General features: G+C 72.1%; 16 protein-coding genes and 1 pseudogene. 9 read left to right on the plus strand and 8 right to left on the minus strand.

Annotation, left to right across the window (positions count from 1 at the left end; all coding sequences use genetic code 11):
- Positions 1-777: 777 nt before the first annotated feature.
- Both ABWI04_RS00735 and ABWI04_RS00740 read right to left on the minus strand, forming a co-directional pair.
- Positions 778-1,290, minus strand: a complete 513-nt coding sequence (locus ABWI04_RS00735) for an NUDIX hydrolase (RefSeq protein ID WP_345175927.1) — start codon at positions 1,288-1,290, stop codon at positions 778-780.
- Positions 1,287-1,727: an SRPBCC family protein gene (locus tag ABWI04_RS00740; RefSeq protein ID WP_345175930.1), complete on the minus strand. Its 441-nt coding sequence runs from the start codon at positions 1,725-1,727 to the stop codon at positions 1,287-1,289. The genes ABWI04_RS00735 and ABWI04_RS00740 overlap by 4 nt, the downstream gene beginning before the upstream one ends.
- Positions 1,728-1,957: 230 nt before the next feature.
- Here ABWI04_RS00740 and ABWI04_RS00745 point away from each other — a divergent pair, with 230 nt between their 5' ends.
- Positions 1,958-2,635, plus strand: a complete 678-nt coding sequence (locus ABWI04_RS00745; protein WP_345175932.1) for a DUF4386 domain-containing protein — start codon at positions 1,958-1,960, stop codon at positions 2,633-2,635.
- A 113-nt stretch (positions 2,636-2,748) separates the two neighbouring features.
- Here the strand turns inward: ABWI04_RS00745 and ABWI04_RS00750 are convergent, their stop codons facing one another.
- Complete coding sequence (locus ABWI04_RS00750; RefSeq protein WP_345175933.1) at positions 2,749-3,114, minus strand: roadblock/LC7 domain-containing protein; 366 nt, start codon at positions 3,112-3,114, stop codon at positions 2,749-2,751.
- A 38-nt stretch (positions 3,115-3,152) separates the two neighbouring features.
- Complete coding sequence (locus tag ABWI04_RS00755) at positions 3,153-3,518, minus strand: hypothetical protein (protein WP_345175935.1); 366 nt, start codon at positions 3,516-3,518, stop codon at positions 3,153-3,155.
- A 189-nt stretch (positions 3,519-3,707) separates the two neighbouring features.
- Between ABWI04_RS00755 and ABWI04_RS00760 the strand changes: the two genes are divergently transcribed.
- Positions 3,708-4,577, plus strand: a complete 870-nt coding sequence (locus ABWI04_RS00760; protein WP_353831007.1) for a hypothetical protein — start codon at positions 3,708-3,710, stop codon at positions 4,575-4,577.
- Between the two features lie 142 nt (positions 4,578-4,719).
- Positions 4,720-5,526: an SAM-dependent methyltransferase gene (locus tag ABWI04_RS00765; RefSeq protein ID WP_353831008.1), complete on the plus strand. Its 807-nt coding sequence runs from the start codon at positions 4,720-4,722 to the stop codon at positions 5,524-5,526.
- On the opposite strand, the gene ABWI04_RS00770 is transcribed toward ABWI04_RS00765, so the two are convergent.
- Complete coding sequence (locus ABWI04_RS00770) at positions 5,499-7,706, minus strand: hypothetical protein (RefSeq protein WP_353831009.1); 2,208 nt, start codon at positions 7,704-7,706, stop codon at positions 5,499-5,501. The two genes, ABWI04_RS00765 and ABWI04_RS00770, sit on opposite strands and share 28 nt — an antisense overlap.
- A gap of 266 nt (positions 7,707-7,972) precedes the next feature.
- On the opposite strand from ABWI04_RS00770, the gene ABWI04_RS00775 reads away from it, so the two are divergent.
- The 5 genes from ABWI04_RS00775 (at position 7,973) to ABWI04_RS00795 (ending at position 16,829) form a co-directional block, all read left to right on the plus strand.
- Complete coding sequence (locus tag ABWI04_RS00775; RefSeq protein ID WP_353831010.1) at positions 7,973-9,973, plus strand: ABC transporter ATP-binding protein; 2,001 nt, start codon at positions 7,973-7,975, stop codon at positions 9,971-9,973.
- A gap of 231 nt (positions 9,974-10,204) precedes the next feature.
- On the plus strand, positions 10,205-11,476 hold the full coding sequence (locus ABWI04_RS00780) for a hypothetical protein (protein ID WP_353831011.1): 1,272 nt from the start codon (positions 10,205-10,207) through the stop codon (positions 11,474-11,476).
- A 199-nt stretch (positions 11,477-11,675) separates the two neighbouring features.
- A complete protein-coding gene (locus ABWI04_RS00785; RefSeq protein ID WP_345175947.1) occupies positions 11,676-11,846 on the plus strand; it encodes an FxSxx-COOH-like cyclophane-containing RiPP peptide in 171 nt (56 codons plus the stop codon).
- Between the two features lie 98 nt (positions 11,847-11,944).
- Complete coding sequence (gene fxsT / locus ABWI04_RS00790) at positions 11,945-15,862, plus strand: FxSxx-COOH system tetratricopeptide repeat protein (RefSeq protein ID WP_353831012.1); 3,918 nt, start codon at positions 11,945-11,947, stop codon at positions 15,860-15,862.
- Positions 15,863-15,890: 28 nt separating this feature from the next.
- Positions 15,891-16,829, plus strand: coding sequence for a hypothetical protein (locus tag ABWI04_RS00795; RefSeq protein ID WP_345175951.1), 939 nt, complete (start codon positions 15,891-15,893; stop codon positions 16,827-16,829).
- Positions 16,830-16,851: 22 nt separating this feature from the next.
- On the opposite strand, the gene ABWI04_RS00800 is transcribed toward ABWI04_RS00795, so the two are convergent.
- The 3 genes from ABWI04_RS00800 to ABWI04_RS00810 form a co-directional block, all read right to left on the minus strand.
- Positions 16,852-19,245, minus strand: coding sequence for a hypothetical protein (locus tag ABWI04_RS00800; protein WP_353831013.1), 2,394 nt, complete (start codon positions 19,243-19,245; stop codon positions 16,852-16,854).
- Positions 19,246-19,307: 62 nt separating this feature from the next.
- Positions 19,308-20,186 (minus strand): P-loop NTPase family protein, encoded by an 879-nt coding sequence (locus ABWI04_RS00805; protein WP_353831014.1) that lies wholly within the window; start codon positions 20,184-20,186, stop codon positions 19,308-19,310.
- A 125-nt stretch (positions 20,187-20,311) separates the two neighbouring features.
- Positions 20,312-21,244, minus strand: coding sequence for a hypothetical protein (locus ABWI04_RS00810; RefSeq protein WP_353831015.1), 933 nt, complete (start codon positions 21,242-21,244; stop codon positions 20,312-20,314).
- A 197-nt stretch (positions 21,245-21,441) separates the two neighbouring features.
- On the opposite strand from ABWI04_RS00810, the pseudogene ABWI04_RS00815 reads away from it, so the two are divergent.
- A pseudogene (locus ABWI04_RS00815) lies at positions 21,442-21,758 on the plus strand (hypothetical protein); the annotation flags it as partial.

Here is a 21,758-nt window from a genome sequence, read left to right on the forward strand (position 1 = left end):
GTTCCGTCCCGCAGCGTGAGCAGCACGCAGTCAGATCGCCCCACCACCTTCCTGATCGGACACTCCATGTGCGCACCGACGCTTGACTCGCCCCCTGGACCTACAGCCGAGCGACCACTCCCGCCACCCGTCCGGGACCGCGCCGTCATCGCACTGCACACGACCATCGTCGCGCTCGCCCTCTCCGGGTACGTCGGCACCGGAATCCTGACCGGCTCCTGGAGGCCCCAGCCATGGCCTTCCGGAATCATGGCCCTCTACCTCACCGGCCTCCTCGGCCTCATCGGCTACGCGGTGTGGCAGGGGGTGACAGGACGAGCCACCATAGACACCGAGTCGTTGGCCGCCATCAAAAGCAGATGCGTCGAAGAAGCCGCCCGCCGTCCTGGCCCCGCCTCCGCAGTGGCGATGCGTTCGGTCCTTCCCCATCCATGCACGGGGTACGTCTACACCGCCGTCACGGCGGAACTCCTCGCGTCCGATTCCCCGGGCCAAGGCCATGTGTCCCTGCGCACGACACCGGGTTGGGCGCTCACACGCCGCACGGCGTGGCATCGCGGCCTCGTCCTCACCGGCCACCCGGACGTTGGCGCGGACGCGCCCTCAGACGCGCTCGTGGGGGCGATGGGAGACCCTCGCACGCCGCGTCGAGCATTGAGCTCTCAAGGGAACTCCGGTCGCCGTCCCCAAGCCGCCACTTTCGCCGCCGGACGCGTCGACGGCCGCTGACCGTCCTCCCCCGGCCCGGCATCCGGCGGGCCATGTTCGGTGGGTTGTTCAGTGGTGCCAGGGGAGGCGGATCGGCTCGGTGGGGGTGCGGCCCGCCAGGAGGTCGGTGAGGAGTTCCGCGAGCATGAGGGGGTAGACCGGCTCTTCCACGCTCGCCAGCTCCTCGATCCGCCACCAGCGGTGGGCGCTGACGTGCTCGCGCTCGATCCGGGTGAAGCCCGTGGTGTCGATGTCGAGGGCCCGCGTGCGGAACAGGAAGAAGTCGTCCCGGAACACGCCTCGGGCCCAGCCGAGATCGGCGTAGCCGGAGGCCAGGGCGACCTGCGGGCCGAGCTCCTCCGGGGAGACGATCAGGCCGGTCTCCTCGCGCAGCTCGCGGGCGGCGGCCACGCGCAGGGTCTCGCCCTGCTCGACGCCTCCGCCCGGAGTGATCCAGCAGTGGCCCGCCTCGGGGTCGCCGGCGGCCTTCGGCCAGCGGAACAGCAGGACGCGGTCGGTGTCGTCCACCAGCAGCACACGGGCGGAGCGCCGCCGGTAGACCTCGTCGGGCGGGGCGGTCACGTGCCCAGCACGGAGGCCAGCTTGGCCAGCTGGGCGTCGTAGATGCGCTGCAGGCCCTTGGGAGCGAACGTCCGCTCGAAGAAGCCTCCGATGCCGCCCGCTCCGTCCCAGGTGGTGGTGACGTGGACGCGCGCGCCTCCGTCGGCGGGGGTGACCGTCCACGTGGTGACCATCGAGGAGTTGGCGTCCCGCTCCACCAACCGGTCGCCCGCGGGGGCGCTCACGGTGAAGAGGCAGTCGCGCACCCGCTTGCTGGTGGCCGCCAGCTTCCAGTGCACCACCGTGCCCTCGCCCTGGCCGCCTTCCCGCACCTCGTACTCGCTGAAGTGCTCCGTCAGCATGCGGGAACGGACCCCCGTGTAGTCGCTGAGCGCTCCGAGGACCTGGTCCGGGCTCGCCTGCAACGTGCTCTCCGCGTCAACCACGACTTGTCCCATGCCGATCATCCTTTCACCGCACCGGACTGACGAGCGCATCGCCGGGCTTTCACGCCCCTTCCGAGACTACGACCCGGTACCGCCCGGTGCTCCGGATCCGGCCACCGGAGGGTGGGGACAAGGGCCGTTCGCCGTGGTTCCCTACGACTATCCCGGCAACCGGACGCGGACCGGCGCACGTCTTGGAGAGTCGCGTGGACACGAGCACATCTCGGACTCCGGAAACCTCGGTGGACGCCGTTCAGCGAAGAGCCAGAATCGCCGGTGTCTGGTTCATCCTCACCTTCGTCCTGTCGATCCCGGCGGTGCTGCTGTACGACCCGGTCCTCAACGACGCGGACTACATCGTGGGAGCAGGCGCGGACACGCAGGTGCGGGTCGGAGCACTCCTGGAGATCCTGACCGCCGTCGCGAACATCGCGACGGCGGTCGTGCTGTTCCCGATCCTGAAGCGGCAGAGCGAGAGCGTCTCCCTCGGCTACGTCGGCTCGCGGATCCTCGAATCGACCGTCATCGTGGTGGGGGTCGTCTGCGTGCTCGCCGTCGTGGCGTTGCGGCAGGACCTGTCGGGCGGAGGCGGCGCCGACGCCGCTCTGGTCGGCCGGTCACTGGTGACGTTGAAGGATCAGACGTTCCTGCTCGGCCCCGCCTTCTGCGCGGGCTTCGGCAACGGACTGCTGCTGGGCCACCTGATGTACCGGTCGGGCCTGGTGCCGCGCCCCATGGCGCTCATCGGGCTCATCGGGGGCCCCATCGCCTGCGCCACCGCGACCGCCGTCCTGTTCGGCGCCTACGAGCAGCAGTCCCCTGTGAACTTCCTGTTCACGGCGCCGGAGATCGTCTGGGAAGCGTCACTGGGGATCTGGCTCGTCACCAAGGGATTCCGCCCCTGCCCCCTCATCAATTGAGGTGGGACATCCTCGTATTCGCCATTAGTCAGAGCCTTCTCCCGCCATTGCGGGCGGCGTTCGCGCTCGCCGCTCGCAGAAGACGTCCCCGCGCCGCGAAGCACGTTCGGCGGTCAGTTCTGGGCGAGAATGGCGCCGAGGCGGTCGACGGTGGCCCGGGACTGCAGGTGCAGGTCGGCGACGTCCAGTCCCTCGTCGCCCAGCACGACGAGCAGTCCTGTGCGCTGGACGGCGTAGACCACGATGTGACCGCTCTGGCAGCGGGTCACCACCTCGCGCAGCTCGCCCATGCCGACCTCGTTCCCCGCGCTTCGGCCGAGGCCCAGCGAGGCGGCGGCGAGCGCCGCCAGGACGTCGGGCCGGACCTCGTCGGTGTCGGAGGCCACCAGCATCCCGTCGACCGACGCCACGGCGGCGTCCGTGACGCCCACGACCTGGCCACGGAGTGCCTGCAGTTCCGCCAGCACGGCTTCGCGCATACCCGTTCCCCCCAATTCGCCCCGAGACGGAGACGCGGTCAGACGCTGAGTTCGGCTTCGATGCGCCGCAGGTGGTGCCTGGCGAGCGCCAGGTTGGCGCGTTCCCGGTTGAGAGCGAGGTAGAGGAACAGGCGACCGTGGCCTCGCCCGAGGACGCGGATCAGATTGTACTGCCGGTTCAAGGTGATCAGGATGTCCTCGACGGAGTCGTCGATGGCCAGCGATTCCAGGGTCCGGACCTCGGCGCGCACGACCTCCGTGCTGCCGGCGGCCGCGATCTCCAGGTCGAGATCGGGGCCGCCTCCGAGCGACCCGAGGGACATGCCGCTGTCATAGTCGACCAGGGCCGCGCCCATAGCGCCCTCGATCGCCATGGCTTCCTTGAGCGCCGTTTCGATGTTCATACCACTCCCGACGAATTGCTTATTTCGGACGCTAATATATCCCGCGAACGGGCTTCCACAACCGGGAAGCCTCGGATTACGCCGAAGCGGCGCCGTGGCCACACTCAAAGGGGCATCAGAGAAGGCGAGAAGGGACAGATGGCATCAGAAGCGCAGCTTCCGGCAGAACGTGGGCGTGACCACGCGGGCGTGCTGATCTCGGCACTGACCCGGCGCGGCCGGCAGCGGTTCACCGGGACCCTGCGGATGGACGGGTCCCCGGGAGGCTCGGTGAGCATGCGCGACGGCCTGGTGGTGGCCGCCTCCACCCCTGCCGCGCCGGGACCCGAGCCGCTGCTGCTGCGGTCGGGGCGGATCAGCGAAGCCGACTGGACCGCCGCCTTCACCGCCGGCGCCCCCGAGGGCCGGCTGGAGCGCGAACTGGTGGTGCGCGGGCTCCTCGGCGACGCCGGCGTGCAGGTCATCACCCGCGCCGCGGTCGCCGACGCGCTGTTCGCCATGGCCCTGTGCGGGGTCCGCACCTGCACCGCCGACCCCGACGACGCCGTCCCGCTGCTCGCGTCCGATCCCGGCCTGGACGCCGAACGGGCCACCCGCGAGATCCGCCGCCGGCTCGACCTCGCCCAGTCCTGGGCCGTGCTCGGCCTGACCGTGCGGTCGAGGCCGCGGAGCGGCCGGCCCCCGGGGTCCGTGCCCGTCAACGCCCAGCGGCGGGAACTGCTCGCCAAGATCAACGGCCGCCGGACGCCCCGCGACATCGCCTTCGCCCTCGGACGCGGCCTCTTCCCGGTCATGAGCGACCTCGCCACCCTCATCGCCGACGGGCTGGCCACCTTCGAACCGCCCCTCATCGAACGGACCGAGGCCGTCCTTCCTCCGGCGCCGCGGAGCGAGCCCGTCGCCCGGACGCCGGAACCCCCGGGCGAAGGCATCCGATCGCGGACGGCCGCGCCTCCCCCGCCCCCGAACGCTCCCTCCGGGGAGCCGGCCGGGCTGCCTCGGCGCAGGCACCGGAGCACCGGCCACGAACCGCGATTCCAGCGGAAGCCGCCCGCCTGACTCCGCGCCTTTTCCGGCGACGCCGCCTCGCGCAATGCCGGGAAAAAGAAGTCAACCCGATCATCCGGCCGAACTTGGCCACCGTGTCCCGGTCGGGCTAGTCTTGCTCCGGCAATAACTTGATCTTGGGTGGAGGTCGTACGTGGCCGAGGATGGCCTGTCCCCGGAAATCGATCTCACCCGACCGAGCGTCGCCCGCATGTACGACTACTACCTGCATGGAAAAGACAACTTCCAGGTGGACCGGGACGCGGCGGACCGGGTCGCGCAGGCCATGCCGGAGATCGGCGAGCTCGCCCTGGAGAACCGCTCGTTCCTGCGCCGCTCCGTGCGGTACATGGCGCGCCGGGGAATCCGGCAGTTCCTCGACATCGGCTCCGGGCTGCCGACCGTCGGCAACACGCACGAGATAGCCCATGAGATCGTCCCGGACGCCCGCGTCGTGTACGTCGACAGCGATCCTGTGGTCCTGGTGCACGGGCGCGCCCTGCTCGCCACCAACGAGTTCACCACCGTCGCGCAGGCCGACATGCGCCGGCCCGCCGAGGTCCTCGACCACGCCCGGAGCACCGGGCTGATCGACTTCTCCGCTCCGGTCGGCGTCCTGATGATCGCCATGACGCACTTCCTCACCCTGGAGGAGCGGGAGGACGTCATGGCGCCCCTGCGGGAGGCCCTCGCGCCGGGCAGCCACCTCGCCGCGACGCATGTGACGACGGAAGGGCACTCCGCGGAGGCCGTCGAGCAGATCGAGGGGGCCTACGCGGCCACTCCCACCCCCATCTATTTCCGCGACAAGTCGGACATCGAGCTCTTCTTCGACGGCTTCGAGTTCGTCGATCCCGGTCTGGTCACCATCGACGCATGGAATCCAGAAAACGACAAGACGGATGAACCGGCCGCCGAAGTCGGCAAATGGCTTTACGGGGGCGTCGGCCGCATAGGCTGACGCCGGCCCTGACGGGGCAGGCGCGGGAGTCGAGGCGTGGGGGCCCGCGGTCGCGGCGCCGCCTCTTCCATGGACCAGGTCCCGGAGCCGCCGGTGACCTGGAGGAGCGTGTGCGCCCGGAGTTCCAGCGCTTGTTCGCCGGCCGGGACCCCGAGCGTCCGCAACGGGGCGAGGGTGTCACCGAGCTGCACGAGGCCGAAGTCGCCCTCGCCTCGGAACAGCACGCGCCCCGGCGGTCCCAGATACCGCACGACTGCGGCTCGATCGCCCGCGATGAGGTTTTCGAACGGCCTGACATGGCCGGTGGGCGGCACGGCACCGCTGTCTCCCGCCGCGGAATTCACATCTGCCTGCTCCAGCGGAGTCACGTCGATGCGCCATTCGGTGCTGTCGGTTCGCACTTGGAGTACGGCTCCAGTAGGAACGGCGAATGTGCTCCGGCTCGGTCCTGAGAACCCGTCCGCCGTCCCCGGCCCGGGCGCGCCCGCGGATGCCACGGCCCTGCGGCCGTAGAGCCCGGTCAGGTCGGGGCCGCGCAGATGCACCTCGTAGAACGCTCCGTCCGGGCACGACAGGACGGCGACTCCGGGCGGTCCCTCGTATGTGAGCACCTCAGCTCCGTGACCCGTGGCCGAGCCGGCGAACGAGCGTGACCGCTCCGGTCCGCTGATGGTCACGGTCCAGGCCCCTGCCGCCTCGATGTGCAGAAAGCGGCGGGCGAGCTCTTCCTGTGCCATCCAGAGGTCGTCCAGGACGGTGGTGGCGGGCGGAGCGCCGGGCCCGCACGACACCACCGGGATCCCCCGGCCGAACTCGGTGCGCCGCAGGGAGGCCTCCAGCGCCCCGGGCCCCTCGTTGACGAACTCGGCGAGCAGCGGCTGGGGAAGCCGTCCGTTGATCTTGAGGCGTGTGGCACCGGCTCCGCGATGCGTCCGATGCCTGCCCTGATAGGCATGATCGGACGATGGAGGTTCCGAGAGGTCCGCCTCCTCTGCCGCCAGCCAGCGGTCGAGGTCGGTGGCGACCCTGCGGGGCTCCTCGACCCGCAACCACAGGGAGCGGACCGGACGTCCTCGCTGAGGGATCGTCGGACGCGACGGGCCGTCGTCCGAGGTCAGCATGACCCACAACCAGTTTCCCCATCGCAGACGCCGGGCGGGGAGTCGGATGGCGTCCCGCGTCCGCAGGAGGAGATTCACCTCCTCCCTGAACGGCGTCATAAGAGCAGATTCCTTCTCACGGCGCCGATCCGGCTCAGTGCCCTGGCGGACCGCCACGATCGCGGAGCGCGGAATCCGCAGCGCCTTCCACAGCAGCGGCCCGTCCCAGATGACGATCTCTTCTTCGCTCACCCACATCCGAGGGCGCACCAGGATGAGCCTCAGCGCCTGGATCGCCACCGTCACAGTCACGGCCGTGAGGACCGGCCACCACGAGCCGGCGATCGACTCGCTCAACGTGGCCCCCTCCTGGCGGGCGAACCACTCGGCGAGGAGAAGCGGCCCCGCCGCACCCGCCGGGACGAGGACGACCGCCGCCGCTACGGTCCTCCCCCATGACCTGGCCACCTTCACCCGGACCAGGGACCGTCCAGGCCGGGCCGTCCGCCCCCAGCGGTCCCGGCCGGCGAGGTCGCGCAGCACGGAACGGCCGCGGCGTCGCGCCTCCGCTCTGCGCGACGCGCGAGGAGGCCGCGACCAGTACACGCCCCGCAGCGCCCAGGCGATCGAGCACGCGCCGAAGCCTGCGGCGATGACGGCGAGGACTCCCGCGCCGAACACCTCGCCCCACTCCGGGGCTCCGCCGACCGCCTGGACGAAGTCCGGCGAACCGACGTCGAGGGCGGGGACGGCGTCGCCGGCGGAGACGGAACGGTCGTCATCGCCCCGCAGCTCGACCCGGTCGATGACCACGTGCCCGTCGCGACCGTCCCGGAAGGGGCCGTACCAGAGGCATCCGCCTCGCGGGCACACCTTCGTCTCCGCCGTGAAGACGCCCTGGACTCCGTCGCCTCTGGCGGCACGCCGGGTGGCCCCGATCTCGTCCACCATGGCGTTGAAGGCGAAGGTCCCGGACACCAGCACGGCGATGCCCAGGAGCAGATGGAAAACAGAGAAGGGCCCGGAACCGCCGCGCACGTAGTCCGCCGCCGCCGAGTCGACCTCGCGTCTCCCGCTCATCCCGTCCCGAGTCCCGACCGCCGTCCGGCACGAGCCGCACGGCACGCTCCCACAGTGAACGATCACATTATGCGCGGCATCGGAGGCTTACCCGACGGGTGGAGAACTGTGCCGTGGGAGCGCGGGGCCAGAGACCGCCGCACCCCTTCCTCGCACCCGGGCGCGGCGCAGAGGGTGGTGCCCGTCCCCTGCCTGGAGGCCGGTTCCATGACCAGTGTCGCCCGCTCTGGTGATCGCGAGACGTCGCCGACCCCGGAGGTGGGCCGATGAGGCTGCGTCGTCGCCGCGCCGCCGCGCCGGTCGAGGCGCCCATGGGACCGGCTTTGAGCGAGCACAAGTGGTACCGCAAGGCCGCCGAGTTGTCGGGCACCGGGACCCTCACCATGGCTCGGCGGCTGCCGACCCTGATCGGGCAGGTGATGCGGCTCGCGTGGCGGGCGAACCCTCGGGACCTGGCCGCGACCATCGCGTTCAACGTGGCCGCGGGCGTGTTCACCGCGTTCGGCCTGCTGGCCACCACCGGAGTGCTGACCGCGCTGTTCTCGGTGGGCCCGACCCCGGACCGGGTGCGGGCCGCCGCGCCGCAGCTGGCGCTGGTCGGGGCCGCGGTCACGATCCGCGCGGCGTTCGCGGCGGCGGCGCAGTGGGCGCAGGCCCGGCTGCGCCCGCAGGTCGAGCAGATCGTCGAGCAGCGGTTGTACGAGCTGACGACCGCGATCGAGCTGGCGGCGTTCGACGACGCCGAGTTCCAGGACGACCTGCACCGGGCCCGGCTGCGGGGCATGGACTCGGCCCCGTCCATGGTCGACAACGCGGTGGACCTGTTCACCGCCGCCGTCGGCGTCGCGGCGGCGGCCGGCGCGCTCGGCGTGCTGCACCCGGTGCTGCTGCCGCTGCTGCTGCTGACCGCGCTGCCCGAGGGGTGGGCGGCGGTCCGCGCGGCCCGGCTGGGATACCTGACCCAGCTGGACCTGGTGGAGGTGCGGCGGCGGAGCTGGATCATGTCGGACCTGATGACCGAGCGGCGCCACGCCGCCGAGGTCCGCTCCTTCACCGTCCGCGCCTTCCTGCTGCGCCAGTACTCCGCACTGGCCGCCCACGTCCGTCGCGTACTGCTCGACCTGGCGCGCCGGCAGACGATGTCCCAGGTCTGGGGCGATGTCCTCAAGGGTGTCGCGACCGCGCTGATGTACACAGCGCTGGGGCTGCTCCTGTGGCGGGGCGTGATGCCGCTCGCGGTGGCCGGGACGGCCGTCCTGGCGATCCGCGCCGGGCAGACGTCCCTCGTCAACCTCGTCTACGCCCTGAACCGCTGCTACGAGGACGGCCTGTACTTCAGCGACTACATGGCCTACTGCCAGGACGCCGAGCAGCGTGTCCAGCGGGCTCGCACCGGCGAACCGGGCGACATCGAGAGGCAGCTCGCTGCGCTGCGCGGGTTCCAGGACATTCATGCCGAGAAGGTGACCTTCTCCTATCCCGACAGCGACAAGCCCTCCCTGCGCGAGGTGTCGGTGCGGCTCGGCCGCGGGGAGATCGTCGCGCTGGTCGGGGAGAACGGATCGGGAAAGACGACCCTCGCCAAGATCCTCGCCGGCCTCTACGCCCCGCAGGGCGGCGTGGTCCGCTGGGACGACACCCGCGCGAGCGACCTGGATCCCGAGGCCCTGCGGCGGGCCATCGCGGTGGTCGCCCAGGACCACACCCACTGGCCGATGACCGCGGCCGACAACATCACCATGGGCGACGACCTGTCCGCCGCCGGCGTCCGGGCGAACGTCGACGAGGCCGCGGCCCACGCGGGCGCCGACCAGGTCATCGCCGCCCTCCCCCTCGGTCTCGACACCCTCCTGGACAAGCGCTTCGCCAACGGGTGCGAGCTGTCGGGCGGCCAGTGGCAGCGGCTGGCGGCCGCGCGCGGCTTCTACCGGGACGCCCCCCTGCTGATCTGCGACGAGCCCACCGCCGCGCTCGACGCCCGGGCCGAACACCACCTGTTCGACCAGATCCGCCGGCACGCCGCCCAGCACGGCCGCACCGTCCTGCTGATCACCCACCGCCTCGCGAGCGTCCGCCACGCCGACCGCATCTACGTCCTCGACGGCGGCCGCGTCACCGAGCACGGCACCCACCACGACCTCATGACCCTGAACGGCCTCTACGCCGAACTGTACGAACTACAGGCATCCGCCTACCGCCAAGGCGACGAGGAAGACGCTTTCGCCGCCAATCCGGCAGCCCCCTCCCCCCACGGCCCGGCCTTCTGACGCTTTGAGTCCACCGATTGACTTCGAGCGGGCCATCGTCTCGACGCCATGACCATATCCGGCCTTACCATGGTTGCCGGATTCGGTCAGGCGGTAAGTCGGCGGATATCGGGTCGGGCTTTCGGCGGCACCTGATCTTTTTTTATGATGTTCTTGGCTGAGGGGGTCCGTCGATCGGACGCCGGTGCTCCGTCGAGAGGCGCGACCGGCCCATGGAACGGAGAACGCCTTTTGGGTGCGCGCGTATCGCGGCTGTCGCGGATCGTTCCCCTCATCGTCGTGGGGGCACTGCTCGCCACGGCGGCGGGGCTCGGGGTGGGCGCCCTCGTCCATCCGGGTGATCTCGCGGGGTCGGCCTGGTACTCCTTCCTCGCCGGGTTCCTGCTGGCCATCGGCCTGTACGGGAGCACGCACGAGATCGATCTCAAGGCGCTCCGGCAGGACGCCCGGGGCGTGCTGGTCGCCGTCACGCTGGGCGTGGTCATCAAGGCGGTCCTGATCGCCGGCGTGATGCTGCTGGTGTTCCACGACGCCCGCTACCTGGTCCTCGGCATCGCCGTCGCGCAGATCGACCCCCTCTCGGTGGCCGCGATGCGGGCCAACAGCCGGATGTCGTCGCGGGCGAAAGCGCTCCTGTTCGCCTGGGCCTCGTTCGACGACCCCGTGACGGTGCTCCTCTCCCTCTACTTCTCGATCCTCGCTTTCCGGCTGTCGGGGCGGGACGGATCGCCGCAGGCCGGCCCCTCGGGGGACGGGCTCGGCGCCTATCTGGCCGACCTGGGGCTGAACCTCGCGCTGGCGGCCGCGGCCTATCTGGTCTTCGTCGCGCTGCGGGGCCTGCGGAAGCCCGAGGGCCCCGCCTCCGGGCGGCGGCGAGCGCAGACGGGCGGGCGGTTCGCCGACCTGCTCTCCATGGCGGTGCTCCTGGGCGTCTTCCTCGTCGCGGCCCACTGGATGCTGATGCTCGCCGTGGCGGTGATCGGTCTCTTCCTCAGACTCGGGACGTACGCGAAGGTGATCGACCGCGCCGTGGCGACCGCCTTCCTGATCGCCTCCTTCGCCCTCGGCCTGCTGCTGGTGAACGGCGCCGACCTGCTTCCCGCGGTGGTGCTGGGCGTCGCGGCGTTCGGCGCCCAGGCGCTGATCTCGCTGCTCGTGGTGCCCGTGCTGGAGCGCGGGCTGAGCGGTCGCGACCGCGTCCACCTGGCCCTCGGCCAGCAGAACGGGATCACCGCGATCATTCTGGCGCTGGCGCTGGAACCCGACTTCCGCGGCACCGTCGGGATCGTCGCGCCGGCGATCCTGGTCGTGAACGTCCTGCACTACGCCTCCAACGGGGTGCTGAACAGGTTCGCCGGCGATCCGCCGCATCCCGACGAGCCGGGCCCGTCCGGGACGGTCCCGCTTCGGCCCGGTGCGCTGTCCGGCGCCGCGCCGTCCGGCCCGCCGGTTCCCGGGCCGTCCCCCGAGACCGACGCGTGCGCCGCCGACTCGGAAAAGTGACCCCCGCCGGGACGCCGCGCGCGGACGCCCCATGATTCGGTTCTGGCCGAACACGGAAAACGCGCCATGGGACATAGTCGTCATTGCGGGATGAGGCTAGCCTCGACCATGCCCATGCGGGATGACGGAAGTGGCCTTGCTCCGTGCGCCGAATTCGGTCAGCCCCAAAAACGGTCGGACCAGCCGAATAGAGTGATCGATGGAAGATGCGAGTGAGGAACTCCCCACCACCATCATCGACGTGACCGACTTCGATCTCGATCAAATGGACGCCCTGCCGAGCGAGGCCCTCCGCAGAGCCGTCAACCGCATCTATTACGAGAACCTCCGGGAATCGGCCTTGTATCTCACGTTCAATGCGCGAATATGAAAGGGTTGTGCGAACGGTCGCGAATGTTGCAGTTGTGAGCGGCGTCCGCGGCGCCGGCGACGGCCCGCCGCCGGACGCGAGGTCCCGAAGGAGCCGCGTTGGTCCCCCACGTTCCGCCGCGCAGCGGCCCGCCGAACGTCATCGCCCTCACTTCGCCGGAGCGCGGCGCGGGCTGCACCACCGCCCTCGCCGACCTCGCCTGGATGCTGGCCCTCGCGGGCCGCGCCGTGCTGCTGATCGACGGCGACCTCGCGTCGCCCGCCCTGGAGGACCACGCGAAGAGGTTCGCCGGCGACGGCTCCGATGAGGCCGGCCTCCTCGACCTCGTGCGCGGCTTCGGCTCCGGAGGCCGGAGCGCTCCCCACGGCTTCGACCTGCCGCCCCTCCTGCGGCACCGGGAGCCCCCCGGCCCGCCGATCTCCGGACGGGTGGACCTCCTCCCCGCGCAGGGCTCCGGCGGCGCCCGCGGCCACTGGACCGAGCTGGAGACCCCCGACCTCCACCGCTTCGCCGCCGCCCTCCGCGACGCGCTGCGCCGCACCTCCTACGACCATGTGCTCGTCGACGCCGCCGGCCTCCCGGCGGAGGCCCTGGCGAGGCTCGCCGACACCGTGGCCGTCGGGGTCCGGGCCGACGCCGGCGGCATCGCGGCCGCGGAGGCGCTCGCCCGGGAGCTGAAGGCGACGGCGCTCCCCCGGCTCCTGCCGGTGCTCATGCAGGTGGAGGACGCGTCGTCCCTCAGCGTGCGCGGCAGGGCGGGCGTGGCGTTCGCCTGGCTCTTCCCCGGCACGACGCCGCCCTCGGCGCGGGACGCGTACTGGCGGCGGATGGCGATTCCCAAGGTCGCCGACGCGGCCGTCGCCGAGAGGATCGCCGTGTTCGCCGGGGACCGGGCCGCCTCCGGGCTCCTCACGGCCTACCGGGACGTGCTCCGCACGATCCTCGACGACGAGGGGTTCGATCCGCCGCGGGCCACGGCCGAGGCGGTCGACGCGTACCGGATGCGCATCGGCGCGGACGACGTGCCGCGGACGCGCCACTACCGGGTGGTCTACGAGCCCGCCCAGCGCGCGTGGGCCGACTGGCTCGGCGTCCAGCTGCGCTCGACGCACCTGCGTCCCGCCGGGGAGGGCCCGGTCCGCGACGACGACGTCGTCATCGTCGTCGGCCCCGAGGCGGTGAGGTCCGCCCCGTCCGGGACGCCCGTGCCCGGCGCCCACTGGTACCTCCGGCTGTCCCCCGAGGACCCGGCCCCGGGCGTTCCGCCGTCCACCCGGATCGACCTGTTCGCCATGAACGAGCAGGCCGCCCGCGACGAGCTGTTCCAGCGGCTGATGCCCTCGCGCACGGCGCCCGCCCCCAGGAGCGCCCCGGGCGACCCGCGCTTCCCGGGCCGGACGCCCGAGTTCCGCCGGCTGCCCCCGTCCGCGGGCGCCTTCGTCGAGCGGGGCGCGGAGATCGAGCGGATGCGCGACGCGCTGCTCGGCTCGGACCGCGACGGCATCTACTCGATCAACGGCGCGGCGGGCACCGGGAAGAGCAGGCTCGCCCTGGAGTACGCCCTCCGGTTCTCGGGCGACTACGACGCGATCTGGTGGATCACCGCGGCGTCGGCCGGGAGCGTGCGGGCCGGCCTCACCGCCATGCACGAGGCGGTCGAGGCCCGCGGCGGCGGGCACCGGCCCGCGACCGCCGCGGGCGACCCCGTCGCGCAGTTCGTCCGGGAGGAGGTGAACCGCACCGGAACCTGGCTGCTGATCTACGACAACGTCGAGCGGGCCGAGGACCTGACCGACCTCGTGCCCGAGACCACCCGCGGGAACCACGTCGTCATCACGGGCGCGGACGTCGGGGCCCTCAGGAGCGGGACGCTGGTCCGACGGGTCGAGAAGTCCACCCGGGCGGGGCCGTTCACCAGGGACGAGAGCCGCGAGCTGTTCCGCAGGAGGGTCCCCGCGCTCTCCGACGAGCACGTCGACCGGCTCTCGCGCCACATGCGCGACCTCCCCCTGAACGTGGCGCTGGCCGCGGCGTGGGTGGAACGCCACGCCGACTGGAGGCAGCGCGGCGCCGCCGGTCCCGCGGCGCCCGGAGCCGGGGCGGCGGAGTCCGCGGGCGCCTTCCGCGAGATGGAGGCGGTCGAGGACGCGGTCGAGACGTTCACCGGCCTCTTCGCCGAGGGCGTCGCGGCCGCGCAGCGCGCTCCCGGGGCTCCGGAGGACGGGGCGGGCGCGCGCGACGACGCGGCCCGCCGGGAAGAGGCGGACCTGCTGACCGCCCGGATCGTCCTCGGGCTGACCCTCGACGCCCTGCGCCAGATCGACTCCGGCGAGGCCGCCGTGCACCTGATGCGGATGGCGGCCTTCCTGTCGCCCGACGGCGTGGGGCGCCGGCTGCTGTTCTCCCCCGCCATGCTCGCCGCGCTGGAGGCGCACTGGCCCGACCTCGCCGAAGACTCCGTGCGCCTGGAGGCGCTGCTCGTCCGGCTGACCCGGTACGGCCTGGCCGAGGTGGACTACGAGCTCGGCGGGGAACTGCGCGTCCACCGGATGGTCCAGAAGATCATCCGGGATTCGCTGCGGGACGGCGAGCGGGAGCGGGTGACCGCCGAGGTCCACCGCGTCCTCGCCGCGTTCGCGCCCGCCGACGCCGAGGTCGACAGGCCCTACCACGCCGCGACGTTCGCCGAGCTGCGGCGGCACCTGTTCGTCAGCGAGGCGCTCGCGAGCGGGGAGCGGCCCGTCCGCCGCTGGCTGGCCTGCCACGTGCGCCACCTGTACCTGGCCGGCGACAAGAGCGACCGCGCGATCGGCCTCGGCGTCGCCGAGCGGCTGTCGGCCGACTGGCGCGCGCGCCTGGGCGCCGACGACCCGCTGCTGCTGCGCGTCGAGGTGCAGCGCGCCAACCTCCTGAGAGCGCTCGGCCGTCTGGAGGAGGCGGCGCGCATCTCCGAGGACGCGCTGAACCGGCAGATGCGCCTCGGGTACGCCGACATCCGGACGCTGATGGCCGCGCGGGGATACGCCGCCGACCTGCGGCAGGCCGGCGACTTCGGCACCGCGCTGGTCCGCGACCGCGCGACGCTCATCGGGTTGCGCCGCGAGCTGGGCGGCGACCACGAGCTGACCCGGAGCGCCGCCATGAACCTCACGCTGTCGCTGAGCCTGGACGGGCAGGACGCCTCCGTCCGGGAGGCGCTGGCGATCGAACGGGACAACCGGGAGCGGCAGCGGCGGGTGGAGCCCGGCGACCGGCAGTCGCTCGCGATCTCCGCCTACAAGATCGGCGCGCTCCTGCGCCGGCTCGGCCGGTACGACGACTCGGCGCGGGAGCTGACCCACTCGGTCGTCATCCTCCGCGAGCTGCACCGGGACGACCCCGCCAACCTGCATCTGCTGTGCGCCCAGCGCCAGCAGCGCATCACCCGCCGGCACCGGCCCGGCGCCCCCGGGGCGCGCGCCGACGACCGGGACGAGCTGCGCCGGCTGCTGAAGATCCACCTGGACTTCCATCCGGGCGAGAACTACGAGACGCTCGCCTGCCGGCTGGCCGTCGCCGCGGCCGAGCACGCCTGCGGCGCGTACGAGGCCGCGCGCGACGAGGCGGGGCGGGCCGTCATGGGCTACCTCGCCCTGTACGACGACAGGCATCCGTTCGTCCAGCTCGCCCGCTGCAACCTGTCGGTCTACACCCTCGCCCTCGGCGACGCCGACCTCGCCGGGGAGCAGAGCGCCACCGCCCTGGACCTGCTGCGCGAGAGGCTGGACGACGACCACCCGTACGTGGTGGGGGCGCTGGTCGACCACGCCAACGCGCTGATGGCCCTCGGCCGCTACGACGAGGCCCTCGACCTCGACGAGCAGGCCGAGGAGCGTCTCCCGTCCGGCCATCCCGACGACGAGCATCCCTGGGCCGTCGCCGTGCGCGGCAACCTCGCCCACACCCGGGCGCGGCTGCGGAACGAGGCGCCGGGCACCGAGCGCCGAGCGTTCCAGTGGGACGCGCCGCAGATCTGAGACCGGCCCGACCCGGAGAGGAGACCGAGTGAGCCAGACCCCGATGACCATCACGCGGCGTGCGGGGCACATCGACGCGAACGCCGGAACGCTGCTGCTGGAGGACACGGTCAGGGAGGTCTTCGAGGGCGCCGACGGGCTGGCGCACACCGCGAACTTCATCGACGGCATGTTCCGGTTCGCGGTGGAGGACGCGGATCTGACGCCGGAGGACGCGAGGCTCCACGCCCAGGTCGGCGGCAGGCTCGGCCCCACCTTCGCCAAGATCGACTCGTGGACGTCGTCGCTGGACAGCGGGCGGCTCATCCGCCTGGTCCTGTCCTGCCCCACCGGCGGCGTCTACTACATCTCGCTCCGTCCCGGGGAGACCCAGTTCGGCATCGCGCGGGAGGGCGCGGCGGTCGAGAGCGGCGACCGGCAGATGGCGAAGATCTCCGACCGGGTGCGCGAGCTCTACTCGCTGGGCCCCGAGAACCTCGGCGGCTACAGCACGTCCGCCCCGGCGCTCCCGGACGTGCCCGAACCGGCGCCCGTCCAGTTCGAGGCCCCGGGCGCCGACCCCCGCCTGGTGGAACTCGGCCGGCGGCGCGTCTCCCCGCTCGACCTGCACTACCTCTCGGGCCATCGCGGCGGCGACCACCTCTTCAGCACCGACGTCCTCGCCGACGAGAGCCTCGGCACGTACTTCCGCAAGGTGTCGGTCGCCGAGCACAGGAAGCGCTACGAGGAGATCTACCTCGCCTCGCGGCAGCTCGTGCGGTCCCTGGCGTACCGGCTCGGACCCGCGCTGCGCGGGCGGCCGTCCCGGCTCGTCATGGACGTCGAGCAGGGGGCGCTGTACTACCGGTGCCTGCCCGACGACCTGGCGCTCTTCGGCGTCACCCTGCGGCAGAAGAACGTGTGGGACGCCGACCGGCGCCTGGAGTCGATCATCGACGACTACCTCGGCGGCGGTTCCGCTCCGTGAGGGGCGGCCGACGGCGGAGGTCTCAGACGGGCGCGGGTCCGAGCGGCGGGCCGGAACCGCCGTCCGCGTCCTCGGCGGCGCGCAGGACGGTGCTCTTGACGTGACCGCTCAGCCCGTCCAGGCTGTCGACGATCGCGACCTGGGCGACCGAGCCGCTCAGGCCGGGGACCGCGTCCTCGGACAGGCTGCCGAGCTGGCTCAGCGCCGACAGCGGGACGGCGTCGTAGCTGGCGTCGAACGCCTCGCAGAGCCGGTCCAGCCGGGCCCGGTCCTCGGCGGTGGGGCCCGGCCGGGACCGCACGCCGGCGAGCCAGCCCGCGACGGACTCCTCGAACGAGGTCACGAGCCGGCGCAGCACGATGCTCACCCCGATCGCCTCGAAGACCTCGTAGCGGCGCAGCCGGTAGCTCAGCATGGCGCCGGCGGTGGCCGCGTCGTCGCGGGACAGGTCGAAGGAGCGCCCGATGTAGGCGTCGACCTCGTCGATCGCGGCGAGGGATTCGAGCGCGAGGGTGAAGGGCCGGGCCACGGCGTCCGGCAGGTCGCGGCCGGGGCGCTCCGGCCCGGCGGCGGCTCCGGCGGGCCCCGGGGGCGGGCGCGTCAGGTCCCTCCTGATCGCCTGGAGCTGCCGGTCGGCCTGCTGGCGGATCTGCTCGACCTGGCTCTGCAGGTTGAGCAGGTGGTCGTGCGAGGCGGTCACCTGCCGCCTGATCCGCTCCATCGAGTCGTGCATCATCGCGATGTCGTTGTCGGAGGCCGCGGGGCCGGCGCGGTGGCCGATGACCTCCCGGTTCAGGTCGTCCAGGCGGGCGGTGAGGACGTCGTGGAACCGGTCGGCGAGGTACACGATCGGCGGCGCTCCGCACGCCTGGGTCAGGGAGGGGCGGATCTCCTCGCTCAGGAAGCCCGTCACCACGACGACGCGGCGCTTCGGGCTGTCGCGGCGGATGGCCTGGACGCGGCGGATCAGCGGCTCGGCCTCGTAGGCCTGGACCAGCGGCGAGCTCACCACGATCGCGCAGCCCGCGCGGTCCTGCCCGGGGGGCATCGGGATCCAGAAGTCGGGCCGCTCGCGTTCCGGCAGCAGGGGGTAGCTGGTCTCGGCCATCCAGCCCCGGGCGTTGAGGATCTCCGAGACGTTCGACAGGAGGTCGTCCAGCGGCACCACGTAGCCGAGGTTCTCCTGCCGCGCCGCCGTGTGGACGGCGGGCGCGTCCACCCGCGCGGGCGGCACGGTGAGCTGGAAGCTGCGGTAGCAGAGCCGGACGACCTGCCGGGGGCTGCCGCCGGTGAGCCGGTGGATCGCGTCGCAGGCCGACTGCTCGAACGGTTCGAGCACGCCGCCCTGGCGGAGCCGGACGTACTCGGCGATCTGCGCGCCGTCCAGGGGCGACGGCGAGATGCGGGTGCGTATGCGGGACTTGGCGTCCTCGGGGAGCTGGTCGAGGTACTCCGGCAGGCCGCCGAGGACGAGCAGGCCGCCGCTCTCCACGAACGTGCGCAGCAGCTTGTGGAACGACTTCAGGGTGTCGGCCGTGTTCGTCATGTCCGGCAGGAGCGGGTCGGGGCGGCCGAGCAGCTTCTCGATGTCGTCGATGACGAGCGCGAAGTGCAGCCCCTGCCGTCCGTAGAGGCTCGTGAGCGCTCCCATGCAGTCCAGCATCTGGGCGTTGGACGCCAGGGCTCCGGTGATCCCCTGCTCCTGGAGGCGGGCGTCGGGAGGCGCGCCGCTCGCCAGCCAGTCCATCACCGCGAGGGCGAGCTGCACGTCGGCCAGCAGGGCGAAGGCGGTGCCGAACTGCTTGTTCCCGGTGACCTGCCAGAGCCGCTCCTGGAGCTGCCTCGGCACCCTGGCCGCCAGCCCGGCCTGCCGCGCGAGGACGCGGGGGTCGAGCCCGGGGTCGCGCCGCTCCAGCGCCGCCGCCTGTTCGGCCAGGTGGGGGAAGTCGATCCGGAGCCGCTCGGCGACCACGTCGGCGTAGTAGCCGAGGGCGACGTCCTTGAGCTCGTCGGGGTGGAACCTGGTGATGAAGGAGGCCCGGTACAGCGTCCCGAAGTCGGACGCCTGCGCCGACAGGGAGATGATCTTGCGTGGGATCGCGGCGCCGGGCGGGGGATGGCGTAACCGGTGGATCAGGGTGTTGAGCAGGTGCGTCTTGCCGGTGCCCGCCTCCCCGGAGACGGCGATGACCTCGCCGTTCGCGCCGGTGGAGGAGGCCCGCACCGCCTCGTCGTCGGTCAGTTCCCGCGGGTCCGCCGCGCCGGCCTCGCCGCCGCGCGGGCCGGAGCCCTGCTGGGAGCGCACGTCGCGCCAGAGGATGAGGCTCCGCGCGAGGTAGTCGTCGACCACGCGCCGCACGGTGAGGATGGCGGGGGTGTCGAGGCTGACCACCTCGCCCGGCAGTTCGCCCAGCATGGCGGACGCCCCGGGAGGGAAGGGATTGCGCCGTGCCGCCGGTGACGGCTCATGATCAGCAGTCATGAGGAGCCCGTTTCTTCGCTCGGCGGAGCCAGGATGAACTGGGACGCCAGATCACTGTAACTCACATCCCGCGGACTGTCAGCCCTAATGATCTGTTCGAAGACCTCCGCCAAGCCGTCCACCAGAAGCCTTATCGTCATGCGCCCGTCATATGCGGCCATAATCGCCTTGATATGGCCTTCCTGAATATTCATTGATTCGCGGCGGTCCGTTTCCCGGTAGAGGCGCCGCTCGACGAATGCCCAGCCGTCCTCGGCGGCCAGCGGCCGGGGGCGCAGCGGGATGACGGAGATGGTGCCGCCGAACGGCGGGTGCTCCTGACCGGTGTCCTCGTCCTCGAGCTCCGCGAAGAACATCATGCAGGGCTGGGCGATCTCGGCGTAGAACCGCACGTCGAGCAGGTTCGCGGAGCGCGGGAGGATGACGACGACCAGCGGCCCGTCGTCGGCGGAGCCCAGCCCGATCTCCCAGAGCATGGTGGCGACCTCGCCCCGCACGCGGTCCGCGGCGAGGCCCTCCCGCGCCTTGAGCCGGTCGACGTCCCTGATCACGCTGCGCAGGCGCGCCAGGCGGGACGGCGAGCCCGAGAAATAGGCGCTCTCCATCAGCTGCGAGCAGATCTTGAAGACGAGTCCCAGCATCCGCCGTTCCGGCGTCCCGACCGGTCCGCTCAGCGTCCTGGCGTCGACGACCTGCAGGTCGGTCTGCCCGGCGATCTCCTTGAGGAAATGGACGCACCTGCAGATCAGGGACGTCTTTCCGGTGCCCTCCACCCCGTGCACGAAGACGAGATGGCCCCGGTCGCGAATCGCCTCGATATCGTCCATCTCGCTTTGGAAGGATTCGAAGCACGCGGTGAACGAACTGGTGTCCACGTAGTGGTCCGCGTGCTTGCCGACGCGGTGAGGTTCCAGGGCCAGGGGCGGCCTGTCGGCGTACCGCACCAGGCGGAGCGGGTTTCCCGGCGAGAGGCGCCCGTTCGCCGGCCGGGGGTCGCCCGTCACGAGGGCACCTTCTGCCAGAACACGAACCAGCGGAGGACCGGCGGACGCCACGGGTGCTCCAGGGCGCGCGCGGTGCTGCCGACCTGGGTGTCGACCCGGTGGACGACCTCCATGACCGCCGCGCGCCTGGTCTTTCTGCCCTGCTCGGTCAGCCCCTGCCACCCGTCGGTGACGGCGGCGCCCGGCCTTTCCGGGTCGAGTGCGGCGAGCACCGGGGAGAGCGTTCGCCACCAGGGGCGGCGGGCCTTGATCTCCTCCAGTCGGAGCGCCAGTTCCCGCGCGGCATCGTGCACCGGCTGGCCGGACGGCTGCTTGGCGTCCCCGCGCCCTTCGGCGTATTCGCTCGCCGCGGTGAGGAATGTCCTGCCCAGCCTCCGGAGTTCGAGGCCCTCTTTCCGGCCGCGGTCAACGGACGCTCTCCATTCGGTGGTGAAGAGGGTGAGCAGAGCGCCCAGCAGGAGCGGACCGAAAACCTTTGCGGCGGACACCCAGACCGACGGTTTCTTCTTCTCCCCCGAAACGGTCTGCGCCCCGATCAGGGCATCGCAGGCGCGGTCGAAGTCCTTTCTGTTGTGCACGGCCCAGGCCTGGAGTTCGGCGGGGCCCGGAGTGCGAGCGGCCGCAGCCGGCCGCGGGGACGCCCCGGACGGGGTCCGGGGGGCAGGTGACGCGGTGGGCGCCGGTGCGGGTGCGGCGCCGGGGACGGGGAGCCCGAGCGCCAGGAGGGCCGTGACCATCCGGCCGGGACGGGACAGGCAGTACACGGTGGCGGCCTCCCGCCGGTCGTCCGTGCCGGGAGACGCCGCGGACCGAAGAGGCGGAGCGTCCGATAACGAGGCCGTAATTTCGGCGGCCGCGCCGAAGGGGCGGCTCACGCATCCGATGATCAGCAGACCGACTATGCAGAAGAACAGCCTGCGAGCGCTCATGGATCGTCCTCCGCGGTCAGAATAGCGCGCGTCCGCCGCCCGCCGGGGGACGAGTCACGGACCGGCCACCGGACGGCGAGGGGCCCCGGCCCGCGACCGGCCGACGCGAGATCGGCGGCGACGTTTAACGATCACGGTATGCGGCCTAAAATGCTGGTGATTGGACGTTCGGCGGAAGGCCGGGCTTTATGACATTGATGAATCACTCCTTTTCCGGCGCCGATTTCGACTCGCTCGCCGCGGGAATGGCCACGTCCGGTGCGATCGAATCGCTGGGAGCGATCCAGCACAGCCGGAACCTGCTGCTGCTGCGCTCGGTGGTGGACGCCGCCCGGCGGACCGGCCACCCGGAGGCCGCGGCGGCCCGGCACGGCTTCGAGCAGCTGATGGAGCTGAAGCGGCGCGCCCCCGACGCCGCCGCGGCCGTCATCACGCACCCCTCGACCGGCGGCTGGGGCCTGCACGCGCTGCGCGTCCTGGGCGGCGCCCCGCCCGGCGACCCGCCCGGCGTGCG

This window comes from Actinomadura sp. NPDC000929 (genome assembly GCF_040492065.1).
In the GTDB taxonomy this organism is placed as follows: Bacteria; Actinomycetota; Actinomycetes; order Streptosporangiales; family Streptosporangiaceae; genus Spirillospora; species Spirillospora verrucosospora.